Consider the following 12,355-nt stretch of genomic DNA (forward strand, 5'->3'; position numbering starts at 1 on the left):
TACCGTGTCTTAGAGGTTCGAAAGGGGCTTGTGATGGAGCTGGAGGGTGGATGCTACTGCAGCGCGGTCCGCTACGCGGTGGCGGGCATGCCGGTCTTCAAGGCCCTATGCTACTGTCGGGCCTGCCAGCATGTCGCCGGAGGCGGCCCGCAATACTTTATGCTGGTGCCGGAGCTCGGGTTCTCTATCACGAAGGGAACGCCGGCCTCGTTCGCGCGGTCCGACCTCGAAGCGGCCGTCACGCGTAGCTTCTGTCGAACATGCGGTACTCATCTCTTCACCCGGCGACCAGGGCTCGACGGCGTGATCCTGAAGGTGGGCACCCTCGATGAGCCCGGCAGGTTCGATGCGCCCCGCGCGGCGATCTTCGTGGCAGAGAAGCAACCCTTCCACCGCATTCCTGACGATCTGCCGCAGTTCGCCGGCCTCCCGCCCCCGGCATCTTGAGTCTCGACCGGCACTTCGGAGTGTAGCGGTGCGGCCCCGCGCTGTTCGCATGGCCGGCCTCGCCCGATCGAACGAGCTGAGATGTGACCGAGGCTCATCAAGCGCTGACATTGGTGCAGCGCGCAGCATGCGGTACTCTGGGCTCTCTACTGACCTCAAATGCAGTGCGGCATTTCGTGGTAGGGTATGCAGGTCAACGTCGGGTTGTCGTTCGGGAGGGCATGGTGGATTGGAGGATCTGTTATGGAAACATCAAACCTACCTGCAATCCGCGTGCGGCGCGCCCCCTGGAACAAGGGTCGCATCGTGGGCCAGAAGCGACCATTGAAACCGAAACATGTCTGGGCGATCAGAGTGCGCCTGGAACTCGCCGGAAGCCACCGCGATCTCGCGCTCTTTAATATGGCCATCGACAGCAAGCTTCGCGGCTGTGATCTCGTCAAGCTGAAGGTCATGGATGTCATGGCATCTGGCCGGATCAAAGAGCGGGCTTCCGTGCTGCAGAGTAAAACCCAGAGCCCCGTTCGTTTCGAGATATCTGAAGGGACGCGCGCGTCTGTCAAAACATGGCTGAAGGATGACCTGATGGTCGGATCGGAATACCTCTGGCCTGGCCGTTTTCGCGATTGTCTGCACATCTCGACGCGCCAGTACGCGCGGATCGTGCGGGATTGGGTTACCTCGATCGGCCTCGATGCAAGTGCCTACGGGACGCACTCAATACGACGGATCAAGGTTACGCAGATCTACAAAAAGACCGGCAACCTCCGCGCGGTCCAACTCCTACTCGGACACACAAAGTTGGACAGCACCGTCCGGTATCTCGGCGTTGAGCTGGAAGACGCACTTATCATCGCAGAAGCCATTGAGATCTAGAGTTCCAGGGCCGTCTTCGCGGACGGCCCACAGCTGCCATCCGTCTCATTGATCGGCGCTGCAGTGCGGCTTTTGCATTGCTGACATTCATGCACTGCGCAGCATTTTTTGCCGCTCAAGCGTCGGTCAGCGGACTTTGCCTCCATTCGTTGTTTCCAAAAGAAGGACTGCTTATCCGTGAAAGCTGATTTCACTGGCCACAACACTGCTTATCAAACCACCAGTATTCACAGCACAATATATAGATCGTGGTGGTCGGGCGGCTGCGTCAACATTTCGGTGAACCCAGCTTCTGGTTTCCATCATTTTCAACGACTGCGACAAGGCGCGATCCGTAATCGTTCGCAGGTTTCGTTTGATATCATTGAAGTTGCTCGGCCTATGGATTGCAGTCAGAACCGGCAAGGTCCATGAGCGTCGGAGCAAATCCTGATCGCGTTCAGCAGTGACACTTTGAATTTTGTTAGCAAGGGCAGCAGCGGAAACACCAAGCTCTGTCAGTTGAAACTCTGGACGTAGCGGATGGCCATAGCCTGGGTTTCGTTCCAGCAATCCGATCGAGATGAGGTGATCTATGCTTTGCGCGAAAGCTGTCCTACTGGCTCCGGTAGCTGCAAGCAGCGGCGCTTGTCTGCCTGCAATGCCTGCATGCAGGCTCGACATGATAGGAATGGCCCAAGCCCTTGAGGTGGTGTTGACAAAGACTGCTATGTTCATAAAGTATAGTTAATAAATTTATGCAAAAAAGGGAAGACCATGTCACTCATTTCACTGGAAGAAACCATCACCATAGCGTTGTCAGTCAAAGACCGCCATGCAAGTGCTGAGTGGTACGGCAGTATGCTTGGATTTAAGACGATCTACCACGCGGATGAGGCAGGATGGTCAGAGCTTCAGACCAAGACGACCGGCGTGACAATCGGTTTGGGCGAACACACGAAACCTGCGCCTGGAAACTGTGTTCCTGTCTTCGGTATCGCTGATCTGGATGTGGCGCGGCAGAAAATGGAGCAGGCCGAAGTTAAATTTGACGGCGGCACCGATGTCGTTGAAGGCATGGTGAAAACAGCAACCTTCTATGATCCTGACGGCAACGCGTTGATGCTTGCCCAGGATTTGACCAGCGGGGCAGAATAGTGTGTGGGCTGGTTTTCCATTAGCGGTCGTTTGAAGTCTCTGCAGCATCAGTGACTATGGGCTCAGTCGAGCCGTCGGGGCCTCCGCAGCATCGCCCATGGTCAAGGGTGGAGGGCTTTCGCGGGCGGCCCAAAGCCGCCATCCGACCACTAACAGAGTTTCTACGGCTGCGCCCGCCTTGCCGGACAATCGCTGCGATAGCGAAGGCTAAAGTTCCATGGATAGGAAAATCGTGAGACGGAGCTGCCGTTCGAGTACCATATCGCTATGTCAGCTTAAGGATTTTCCCGGCACGCTTTCGGCCAAACCTTCCGAACATAACGGCATCGCCTAATAGGGTCAGAGCAATTCCGATGACGGCAGTAGCTGTCCATGCGTAGCCTTCGAAGAACGTGGAGATCACCAGCGCTACAACGGGGAAAACCACCGTCGCATAGCCAGCCTGTGCCGATCCGATCTGCGAAACAAGCATCAGGTAAGTCGTGAAGCCGATCACAGAGGCAAACACTGCCAGATAAAGCAACGCGGCAAGGTAGGTCGGATCAGTTGGAACGACCAATGGCTGACGTGTCGCCAATGCCAGAACGAGGAGCACACCTGCACCAATACCCATGCCCCATGCGTTAGCGATGATCGGTGCAGTCCTGGTTGCGCTGTTCCTACGGGAAGCTATGTTGCCCCACGAAAAGATCATAGTACCCAGCAACGCCCAACCAATTCCGCGCACAGTGTCAGGATCAAACGAAACGGTCAGGCTGTCCCACAACAGGAGAATAAGTCCTGACACCCCCAGCAACCCAGCGAGCACCACTCGGACTGCAATTTTTTCACCAAAGAAGACGCGGGCGTTCAGCGCATTGAAAATGGATGCCAGAGAGAAAACAACAGATAGTAGCCCAGACGGGATCAAAGCTGCGGCATTGTAGAGCGCCACGAAGTTCAGGCTGAACAGGCAGATGGCCTGAAGGACGACGAACCGCTATTGTGCAGGCAGAGCGAGACGCTTGATGGCTGCGAGCGCCAAAAGCAGAAGGACCGCCGCGAGCGCGATCCGATAAAGAACCGACACGCTGACTGGCACTTGCCCGATCTGCAAAGTAATCGCAATCCAGCTCGTTCCCCAAATCAAGACCGTGGCGACAAATAATACTGCGCTATTCAAAACTGTCCCCTTCGGCGCAGGCGTTACCACCGGGCGCAGCTCCGGGCTTGCACGATCTTGCGGTTTTTGGAGTTTAGTCGCCCCAGCCGCCTTTAGTTGGATAAGCCAAAAGGCTATGAATATTTATGCTATCAACGGTTTCAGATTATTTGGAGCAGTCTCCCACCGCTCATGCGCACGCCCGACTCGACTTGGGTGCTGGCCGAACCGTGACCATATGGGAGAAGCACAGCGACCGGATTTTCTACAACAAACCTAAAGGGCACACCTTTAGCCTCCATCTGAAAGGTGGAACCGGAACGCGGAGGCTTGATGCAGGAGGCATGAAGGGGTTTCCAGGCGCGATTTGCGTGCTGCCTGAAGGGCAAACCTCCGATTGGGAGATCACAACGCCGTTCCAGTTTTTGCATTTGGTTCTGCCGGACGAACCGCTGCGTGCTTGGTTTTCTCGCATCCATGATCTGGACGCCCGGTATTTCGACCTTGCTGAAATAAAGTTTGACGCTGCGCCTCCCATGACGGAGCAGCTAAAACAGTTGGTTTTTGCCGCAGCTTCGAATGACCTCTTACTCGCGGATAGTGCAATCGCAGAGCTGATCTATTGCCTCCCAGATCGTCGTAGACCGCTTCAAGGTGGTCTCGCGACCAAACAGTTGAGGCAGACGGACGCGTGGATCGACGCCAACATTGGTGGCGCCATAAGGCTTTCTGAGCTTGCAGCTGAAGTAGGGCTTTCGGAGTTCCACTTTCATCGGATGTTCAGCGTCTCGCGAGGTACGTCTCCGCACAAATGGGTTACGATGCGCAAAATTGAGGCCGCCAAAGACAGTCTGCGATGCGAAAGCAGTATTGCCAAAGCGGCATCGGCTTGTGGCTTTTCCTGCCAGAGCCATTTGACCCGCACGTTTAAGGCGCAGACTGGAATGACACCTGCGGTGTATCGCCAGCTCCTATCTGGCGTTTGATGGCCGAGTATCTGCCCCAACTCATGCTCGCTTGGTCGATCCAGTTCATGGGTGTCATTTCACCCGGACCGGGGATCATGCTGATCCTAGGCTCGGCGACCAACCAAGGTAGATTGACGTCAATAGTGACTGCCTTCGGTATTGCCTGCGCCTCCATCGTTCTCTCGACCGCCACCGTTCTTGGATTGGCCGCTTTGATGGCCGAAATGGCTGACCTGATGACGTATGTATGGTTGATCGGCGCGGGTTATCTCACATGGCTCGCCTACAAAGCGTTCCGCATCGCGGCTCTAAACCCAGCATCGTTGATAAAAGTCTGTTCCGCTTCAAGCGCATGGCGATCAGGGCTGACCGGATTTGCACTGCAACTCTCAAACCCGAAGGCGATCTTTTTCTGGCTTGCAGTGGCGAGCGTCGGCGGTGTCGGAAACGCCCCGATCTCCGTTGTTCTCATTTTTATCACGGGGGCGTTTGTGATCTCTTTCGCAGGACATGGAGGCTACGCCTTGATCCTGTCTTCCGAACCGATCCGGCGAGGCTATTTTCGAGCGCGGCGATGGGTTGAAAGCGGGCTGGCATGCTTTTTTCTGTTCGCTGGCTTCACGTTGGCGACGACCGAATCGCGATAAGGTATCGTGCGGTCGGTTACTAAAGCCGATATCCGCGCGCCCCGTGGCATCTGTCTATATGGGCTGGTAATGCCGCTCGCTGCTCTTTGTATGGAAGGTCACAAACAGCCAGCCTTCACTCTGGCCTGCTAGTCGTTATAGGGCGCTTGACGTGCGCTTCGGCGACTACGCGTAGGTTTTCCAATCCGCCTACAGCATCTTCAATTGCTTTGCGAAGCTTCTGGTCATGGCCTGGGCGGAACCGACCGCCGCGTGTAGTCTCACCGCAGCCGCAAATACACTCAGTTTCAGACATCGCACTCTCCATTTTTTTCGTTTCGAGTATGAGGCGCATACTGGCGCGGTGCAACGTTGGAAAATGGCAGCAAGTGCTGGATCCAATGTCCGAATGCGATGACCGCTTTGGGCTGACGGCGGCAACTATACCCATCTTTCCGACATGTCCCGTCGTCAATAGCAGGCTCATTTACGGCATTGCTTTGAAGTCAAAGACTTCAATTGCCACAAAAGTCCACGGGACACTGATGTTGATCAAAAACCCATAGGGCTTCATGATCTGCCCAACTCCACCAGAAGTTTCTTTCGGACCAATCCCTGTTTACTTCATTAAATTTTGAGAACGCCTTTCGATGGTGTTGAAGGGCAATTCGCCTCATCTTCGCAGCAAGCTTAAAGTGAAACTGGTGCGCCTGTCCTAGCCTAAGCGCCAAGAGCGCAGAAACCAAACCAAGTATCAGAAGGAACGCCAGGCGGGCAGTTTCATCTCTCACATCAATAGAAAAAACCGCACCAACAAGCGCTAAATTGACTGCAGTCAGTGAGGCTCGCAATGTCTCATAGTGTTGCGAAAGAGAGAACTCCGTTTGATAAGTCGACTTTGCAACTTCGAAGAGCCTCACATCAGAAAAATTGTCTTTTCTTCCGGCTTTGCCATCCGCCGTTACCATGCTAGTCCTACTCAATTTTACTCCCGAAGAACCTCTGCAGCAAGGACCGCTTTGGGCTGTCAACAGCAGTCGAGAAGCAAGACGCTAACAGCGGTTCAGTCGTGCTTTGGTGCCATCGAACGGCTCTGACGGGCGCGGGTTGGCGACCGTGCTCGGACGCGGTTGCCGGGTTGCACCGCGCTTCTAGGGGATGATCCGCGTGTACTTTGTGCCCTGCAGTGTCGCTCCGATGAGCAGGCCCGCGCGGCCGAAGACGGCTGCCTGCACCGGTGACAGCGCCGTGGTGCTGTCCGCCTTCACCCCGTCTCCCTGATCGGAGATCACGTACTCTACGTCGCCGCCCACGACCCAGCCGGGGGAGCGGCGGAATTGGGTCAGCGCGTTCTCAGTGAGGAAGAAGAGCACATGCGCATATTGCTGTGCGCCGATCTGCAAGCCGCCCGACAGTTGCGCGGTCGAGTAGTAATCCACCGTCACGTCGTTCACCCGCAGCGCGCCGCGCCCGTAGGCGCCGCCAAAGCCGAAACCCGCCTCTGTCACCAGCGGCATGACCAGCATGCCGTTGGATTTCTCCGCCAGGTTCACCGTGTTGGGATAGCGTCGGTACATCTCTGCCAGGGCTGCATCGACGCGGGCGTCAATGGCCACCGATCCGCGCGATCCCACGCCGTTGCCGCAGGCTGCCGTCACCGACACGCCCGCCAGCGCGCCGAGCGTGAATCCCCTGCGGGAAAGTCTGAAATCTGTCATTTGATCCGCCTGTATGTTTGCTCATATGCCGGTTTGTCCGACTTATGCGCAAAGATACGCCCATCGCGCGGGCTTGTCACGGGAAAGCTGGGAACCCGTGCAGCTTACCGCCGGGCGTTGAGCAGCCTTGCCGCGGCGGGGGCGAAATAGGTCAGGATCCCGTCACAGCCCGCGCGTTTGAAGGCCATCAGGCTTTCCATCATCACCCGCTCTCCGTCGATCCAGCCGTGCTCCGCCGCTGCCTGGATCATCGCGAACTCGCCCGAGACCTGATAGGCGTAGGTGGGCGCGCCAAAGCTGTCCTTGACCCTCCGGCAGATGTCGAGATAGGGCATGCCGGGTTTGACCATGACCATATCCGCGCCCTCGCTGAGATCACGCTCGATCAGCCGCAGCGCCTCGTCGGAGTTGCCCGGATCCATCTGATAGGTCTTCTTGTCGCCTGTCAGCGCGCCCGACGCCCCTACCGCATCGCGGAAGGGTCCATAGAAGGCAGAGGCGTATTTCGCCGCATAGCTCAGGATCATGACGTTCTGGTGGCCTGCGTCCTCCAGCGCGCTGCGCATGGCGCCGATGCGGCCGTCCATCATATCCGAGGGTCCGATGATGTCGGCACCCGCCTCGGCCTGCGCCAGTGTCATCTTGACCAGCGCCTCCACGGAGCGGTCATTGACGATCTCGCCGTTCTCCACAAAGCCGTCATGGCCGTTGATGTTGTAGGTATCGAGGGCCACGTCGGTCATCACCGCGATCTCGGGCACAGCGGCTTTGATGGCGCGGATGGCCCGGTTGGCGTGGTTCTCGGGATCCCAGGCGCCGGCGCAATCCTCGGTGCGCTCTTGCAGACCGGTGTAGGGAAAGAGACAAATCGCAGGGATACCCAGATCGGCCGCCTCGCGCGCGGCCTCCACCACTTTGTCGACCGAGCGGCGAAAGACCCCCGGCATGGACGGTATCGGCTCTTCGATCCCCTCACCGGCGCGCACGAAGACGGGCCAGATGAGATCATCCACGCTGAGCGTATTCTGGCGCGTCAGGGCGCGGATCGCCGTGCTTTGCCGGGCGCGGCGCAGGCGTGTTGCGGGAAACGGAGCTTGTGTCGGGCGCATGAAAACTGTCCAGTTTGAGTGACACCGCATGACTGCCACGGTTTTTTGTGCAAGCCAAGGGGTAGGCAGCGGCAGGCGGCACCGCTAAGAGAGGCGAACCGAGTAACCAGAGCCGACCCTCTTTGAGCTTTTACCAGAACGTCTTTGATCTGATCGACCTGCGGTCTTTCTCGAACCTGTGGTTCTGGATCGTGCTGGCCGTGATGTGGTCAAGCGCCAGCCATTGGGTGCTAGGTGTGCCCTATGACATGGTCCAGCGCGCGCGTCGCCACGGCGGGCAGGCCGAAGAAGACCTGACGGATATGGTGCGCGTCAACGTCAGCAGGCTGCTTTATATCGCGCAGGTGTCCGGGCTGTGGCTGCTTGGCTTTGGGTGTTTCCTGCTTACCGGGCTTTTCGTGCTGGGGCTGTTTTACCGGGTGGAGTTTGCCCAGGCGCTGTTTCTGCTGGGACTGCCGATGGCATTGGTCAGCCTGTTGTCGCTGTCCACCGCGCGGCTGATCTACGATGAAGAACCCATGGGCGAAGCGCTCTGCGCGCGGCTGGCGCGGCACCGGCTTTACGTGCAGATGATCGGGATCGTGTCGATCTTTGTCACCTCGCTGTGGGGGATGTACCAAAACCTGTCCGTGAGCCCGCTATCCGGTTGACAGGGTAGGGTGCGCGCGCCAAGTAGAGCGGCCTATGGCGGATCCCTCACATATCACCTTGTCCGGCGTGCCCGAAGGTTTCGACGCGCGTGTGCTGCTGGATGAGGTGGCGCGCGGCACCGGGCCTGTGGTGCATGTGGCACGCGATGACAAGCGGCTGGCGGCGATGCGCGCTGCGCTGCGGTTCTTTGCGCCCGATATGCCGGTGGTGGTCTTTCCCGGCTGGGACTGCCTGCCCTACGATCGCGTCTCTCCCAACGCGGACATCTCCGCGCAGCGCATGGCGACACTGGCGGGGCTGGTGCACGGGATGCCGGAGCAGTTCGTCCTGCTCACCACGCTCAATGCCGCGACCCAGCGGTTGCCCGCGCGCGCCTTGCTGCGCGATGCGGCCTTCAGCGCCCGGGTGGGTGACCGGGTGGACGAGACGGGTCTGCGCGAGTTTCTCGTGCGCATGGGCTTTGTGCAAAGCCCCACGGTGACAGAGCCGGGCGACTATGCAGTCCGTGGCGGCATCGTCGATATCTACCCGCCGGGGGATCTGGGGCCCGTCAGGCTCGATTTCTTCGGTGATGTGCTGGATGGCGCGCGGCGGTTCGACCCGGCAAGCCAGCGGACAACGGAGAAGCTCAATCAAGTTGAGCTTGCGCCGGTGTCGGAAGTGATCCTGGACGAGGCGGCCATCCGTCGCTTTCGTCAGAACTACCGCATTGAATTCGGCGCGGCCGGGACAGATGACCCCCTCTATGAAGCGATCAGCGCCGGGCGCAAGCATCAGGGCGCGGAGCATTGGCTGCCGTTCTTTCACGAGACACTGGAGACGCTGTTCGACTATCTGCCGGGCGCCACCGTCAGCCTCGATGATCAGGTGACGGCCATGCGGCTTGCCCGCTGGGACAGCATCGCAGATCAATATGAGACGCGACGTCTCGCCATGGCCAACCGCTCCAGGATGGATACGGTCTATAAGCCGAGCCCGCCGGAAGGGCTGTATCTGACCGATGCCGCCTGGGAGGCGGCGCTGGCCGACCGCCGGGTCCTGCAACTGGCACCGCTGCCCCAGCCCACGGGGTTGGGTGTTCTGGATGCCGGTGCGCGACCGGGCCGGAACTTTGCACCGGAGCGGCAGCAGGAGCAGCTGAGCCTTTTTGGCGCGCTCGCGGATCATATCCGTACGAGGATGGACGAGGGCCCGGTGGTGATCGCCAGCTATTCCGAAGGTGCGCGCGAGCGGTTGACGGGTCTGATCGAGGATGAAGGGCTGGCCGAGGCGATCCCGGTGTCCGATGCCACGCGTATCGGCAAACGCGGGTTGCATCTGGCTGTCTGGGCGCTGGAGCACGGGTTCGAGGCGCCTTGGACCCCGCGCTCAAGCAGCGAAGCGATAGCGCATGAAACAGCGCGCTCAAGCAGCGAAGCGGTAGCGCTTGAAACAGCGCGCTCAAGCAGCGAAGCGGGTGCGCATCAAAATTCCGGTGGTGCTCGGGTTACGTCCGGGGGAGTCGCGAGGAAGTCAGGAGATGCTCGGATCACTGTCGTGTCCGAGCAAGACGTCCTCGGGGACAGGCTCATTCGCCGGCCCAAACGCAAACGGCGCGCGGAGAACTTCCTGACAGAGACCCAGTCTCTCAGCCCGGGCGATCTGATCGTGCATGTGGATCACGGGATCGGGCGGTACAAGGGGCTGGAGGTGGTCACGGCGGCAGGGGCCGCGCATGAGTGCATCCTGCTGGAATACGCCGAGGATGCAAAGCTCTACCTGCCGGTGGAGAACATCGAGCTGCTGTCGAAGTACGGCCATGACGAGGGGCTGCTGGACCGGCTGGGCGGCGGGGCGTGGCAGGCCAAGAAAGCCCGGCTCAAAGAGCGCATCCGCGAGATGGCCGACAAGCTCATCCGCATCGCTGCAGAGCGGGCGCTGCGCCGCGCGCCGGTGCTGGAGCCGCCGACCGGTGCATGGGATGCGTTCGCCGCGCGCTTCCCCTATCAGGAGACGGACGACCAACTCGGCGCTATCGAGGATGTCATCGGCGATCTGACCTCTGGCAATCCGATGGATCGGCTGGTGTGCGGCGATGTGGGCTTTGGCAAGACGGAAGTGGCCATGCGCGCGGCCTTCGTGGCGGCCATGTCCGGCGTGCAGGTGGCGGTGATCGCGCCCACCACGCTGCTCGCCCGGCAGCATTACAAGAGCTTTGCGGAGCGGTTCCGCGGCTTTCCCATCGATGTGCGCCCGCTCAGCCGCTTTGTCTCCGCCAAGGAGGCAGCGACGACAAAGGACGGCATGGCACGGGGCACCGTCGATATCGTGATCGGTACCCATGCGCTGCTCGCCAAGGGGATCCGGTTCCAGAACCTCGGCCTGCTGGTCATCGACGAGGAACAGCACTTTGGCGTGACCCACAAGGAACGCCTCAAGCAGCTGCGCAGTGACGTGCATGTGCTGACACTGACCGCGACGCCGATCCCGCGGACCCTGCAGCTGAGCCTGACCGGTGTGCGCGATCTGTCGATCATCGGGACGCCACCGGTGGACCGGTTGGCGATCCGCACCTACGTCAGCGAATTCGACACGGTGACCCTGCGCGAGGCGCTGCTGCGCGAGCACTATCGCGGCGGGCAGTCCTTTTACGTGGTACCGCGGATCTCGGACCTGCCGAAGATCGAGGAATTCCTGAAAGATCAGCTGCCCGAACTCACCTATGTGGTCGCCCATGGCCAGATGGCGGCGGGAGAGCTCGATGACCGGATGAACGCCTTTTACGACGGCAAATATGACATTCTGCTGGCCACGACGATTGTGGAATCGGGTCTGGACATCCCCACGGCGAATACCATGGTGGTGCACCGGGCGGATATGTTCGGCCTCGCACAGCTTTACCAGATCCGGGGCCGCGTAGGTCGCTCCAAGACCCGCGCCTACGCCTATCTCACGACGAAACCACGTACCAAGCTGACACCCGCCGCGGAAAAGCGCCTGCGTGTGCTCTCCAGCCTCGATACGCTGGGGGCGGGGTTCACGCTGGCCAGTCAGGATCTCGACATCCGCGGCGCGGGCAATCTGCTGGGCGAGGAGCAGTCGGGCCAGATGCGCGATGTGGGCTTTGAGCTCTACCAGTCGATGCTGGAGGAGGCGATTGCCAAGATCCGCACCGGCGAGCTGGAGGGCCTGAGCGAGGCGGACGATCAATGGGCGCCGCAGATCAATCTGGGCGTGCCAGTGCTAATCCCCGAAGACTACGTGCCCGATCTGGATGTGCGGCTGGGGCTCTACCGGCGTCTCAGCAGCCTGACCACCAAGGTGGAGCTGGAAGGCTTCGCCGCCGAGCTGATCGACCGCTTTGGCAAATTGCCGCGTGAGGTCAACACGCTGATGCTCGTGGTGCGGATCAAGGCTATGTGCAAACGCGCAGGGATTGCCAAGCTGGATGCAGGACCCAAAGGGGCCACGATCCAGTTTCACAACGACAAGTTTGCCTCTCCCCAGGGGTTGGTCGAATTCATTCAGGATCAGCGCGGGCTGGCCAAGGTCAAGGACAACAAGATCGTCATCCGCCGCGACTGGAAAGGCGACGGCGACAAGATCAAGGGTGCCTTTGCCATCGCGCGCGATCTGGCTGAGAAGGTCGTGGCGGAAAAGAAGGCGCGCAAAAAGGCGCACGCCTGAAGTCCTGACAGAATCG

At 59.5% G+C, this 12,355-nt stretch carries 13 protein-coding genes; 7 read left to right on the forward strand and 6 right to left on the reverse strand.

Annotation, left to right across the window (positions count from 1 at the left end; all coding sequences use genetic code 11):
• Positions 1 to 33 precede the first annotated feature (33 nt).
• Complete coding sequence (locus tag Q1A53_RS00545) at positions 34 to 447, forward strand: GFA family protein (RefSeq protein WP_299961918.1); 414 nt, start codon at positions 34 to 36, stop codon at positions 445 to 447.
• Between the two features lie 243 nt (positions 448 to 690).
• Positions 691 to 1,323, forward strand: a complete 633-nt coding sequence (locus tag Q1A53_RS00550) for a tyrosine-type recombinase/integrase (RefSeq protein WP_299961920.1) — start codon at positions 691 to 693, stop codon at positions 1,321 to 1,323.
• Between the two features lie 171 nt (positions 1,324 to 1,494).
• Here the strand turns inward: Q1A53_RS00550 and Q1A53_RS00555 are convergent, their stop codons facing one another.
• Positions 1,495 to 2,040 carry a winged helix-turn-helix transcriptional regulator gene (locus Q1A53_RS00555; protein ID WP_299961922.1) on the reverse strand — a complete coding sequence of 182 codons (546 nt, stop codon included), beginning with the start codon at positions 2,038 to 2,040 and terminating at the stop codon, positions 1,495 to 1,497.
• A gap of 39 nt (positions 2,041 to 2,079) precedes the next feature.
• On the opposite strand from Q1A53_RS00555, the gene Q1A53_RS00560 reads away from it, so the two are divergent.
• Entirely contained in the window at positions 2,080 to 2,460 is a 381-nt protein-coding gene (locus tag Q1A53_RS00560) for a VOC family protein (RefSeq protein WP_299961924.1), read from the forward strand.
• A gap of 265 nt (positions 2,461 to 2,725) precedes the next feature.
• Here the strand turns inward: Q1A53_RS00560 and Q1A53_RS00565 are convergent, their stop codons facing one another.
• Together Q1A53_RS00565 and Q1A53_RS00570 are read right to left on the reverse strand one after the other, a co-directional pair.
• Positions 2,726 to 3,394, reverse strand: a complete 669-nt coding sequence (locus Q1A53_RS00565; protein ID WP_299961926.1) for an EamA family transporter — start codon at positions 3,392 to 3,394, stop codon at positions 2,726 to 2,728.
• A 45-nt stretch (positions 3,395 to 3,439) separates the two neighbouring features.
• The gene (locus tag Q1A53_RS00570; RefSeq protein ID WP_299961928.1) at positions 3,440 to 3,622 is read right to left on the reverse strand and encodes a hypothetical protein; all 183 of its coding nucleotides are present in this window, start codon (positions 3,620 to 3,622) and stop codon (positions 3,440 to 3,442) included.
• A gap of 209 nt (positions 3,623 to 3,831) precedes the next feature.
• On the opposite strand from Q1A53_RS00570, the gene Q1A53_RS00575 reads away from it, so the two are divergent.
• Both Q1A53_RS00575 and Q1A53_RS00580 read left to right on the forward strand, forming a co-directional pair.
• Positions 3,832 to 4,587, forward strand: coding sequence for a helix-turn-helix domain-containing protein (locus Q1A53_RS00575; protein ID WP_299961930.1), 756 nt, complete (start codon positions 3,832 to 3,834; stop codon positions 4,585 to 4,587).
• On the forward strand, positions 4,587 to 5,216 hold the full coding sequence (locus Q1A53_RS00580) for a LysE family translocator (RefSeq protein WP_299961932.1): 630 nt from the start codon (positions 4,587 to 4,589) through the stop codon (positions 5,214 to 5,216). Before Q1A53_RS00575 ends, Q1A53_RS00580 begins: the two co-directional genes overlap by 1 nt.
• 494 nt (positions 5,217 to 5,710) lie before the next feature.
• Here the strand turns inward: Q1A53_RS00580 and Q1A53_RS00585 are convergent, their stop codons facing one another.
• From Q1A53_RS00585 to hemB, 3 genes are all read right to left on the reverse strand, one after another.
• On the reverse strand, positions 5,711 to 6,163 hold the full coding sequence (locus Q1A53_RS00585; RefSeq protein ID WP_299961934.1) for a hypothetical protein: 453 nt from the start codon (positions 6,161 to 6,163) through the stop codon (positions 5,711 to 5,713).
• A gap of 183 nt (positions 6,164 to 6,346) precedes the next feature.
• Positions 6,347 to 6,913, reverse strand: a complete 567-nt coding sequence (locus Q1A53_RS00590) for a YSC84-related protein (protein ID WP_299961936.1) — start codon at positions 6,911 to 6,913, stop codon at positions 6,347 to 6,349.
• A 104-nt stretch (positions 6,914 to 7,017) separates the two neighbouring features.
• Positions 7,018 to 8,022 (reverse strand): porphobilinogen synthase, encoded by a 1,005-nt coding sequence (gene hemB, locus Q1A53_RS00595; RefSeq protein WP_299961937.1) that lies wholly within the window; start codon positions 8,020 to 8,022, stop codon positions 7,018 to 7,020.
• 122 nt (positions 8,023 to 8,144) lie between these two features.
• Between hemB and Q1A53_RS00600 the strand changes: the two genes are divergently transcribed.
• Complete coding sequence (locus Q1A53_RS00600; RefSeq protein WP_299961939.1) at positions 8,145 to 8,672, forward strand: component of SufBCD complex; 528 nt, start codon at positions 8,145 to 8,147, stop codon at positions 8,670 to 8,672.
• A gap of 34 nt (positions 8,673 to 8,706) precedes the next feature.
• Complete coding sequence (gene mfd, locus Q1A53_RS00605; protein WP_299961941.1) at positions 8,707 to 12,339, forward strand: transcription-repair coupling factor; 3,633 nt, start codon at positions 8,707 to 8,709, stop codon at positions 12,337 to 12,339.
• Positions 12,340 to 12,355 lie beyond the last annotated feature (16 nt).

Origin of the sequence: uncultured Roseobacter sp., assembly GCF_947496515.1 — a bacterium.
Taxonomy (GTDB): Bacteria; Pseudomonadota; Alphaproteobacteria; order Rhodobacterales; family Rhodobacteraceae; genus Roseobacter.

Excerpts from the sequence above, each read along its gene's own strand:
- Q1A53_RS00555 (WP_299961922.1), bottom strand. The coding sequence starts at position 2,040 with ATGAACATAGCAGTCTTTGTCAACACCACCTCAAGGGCTTGGGCCATT.
- mfd (WP_299961941.1), top strand. The coding sequence starts at position 8,707 with ATGGCGGATCCCTCACATATCACCTTGTCCGGCGTGCCCGAAGGTTTC.
- Q1A53_RS00560 (WP_299961924.1), top strand. The coding sequence starts at position 2,080 with ATGTCACTCATTTCACTGGAAGAAACCATCACCATAGCGTTGTCAGTC.
- hemB (WP_299961937.1), bottom strand. The coding sequence starts at position 8,022 with ATGCGCCCGACACAAGCTCCGTTTCCCGCAACACGCCTGCGCCGCGCC.
- Q1A53_RS00590 (WP_299961936.1), bottom strand. The coding sequence starts at position 6,913 with ATGACAGATTTCAGACTTTCCCGCAGGGGATTCACGCTCGGCGCGCTG.
- Q1A53_RS00550 (WP_299961920.1), top strand. The coding sequence starts at position 691 with ATGGAAACATCAAACCTACCTGCAATCCGCGTGCGGCGCGCCCCCTGG.
- Q1A53_RS00585 (WP_299961934.1), bottom strand. The coding sequence starts at position 6,163 with ATGGTAACGGCGGATGGCAAAGCCGGAAGAAAAGACAATTTTTCTGAT.
- Q1A53_RS00545 (WP_299961918.1), top strand. The coding sequence starts at position 34 with ATGGAGCTGGAGGGTGGATGCTACTGCAGCGCGGTCCGCTACGCGGTG.
- Q1A53_RS00580 (WP_299961932.1), top strand. The coding sequence starts at position 4,587 with ATGGCCGAGTATCTGCCCCAACTCATGCTCGCTTGGTCGATCCAGTTC.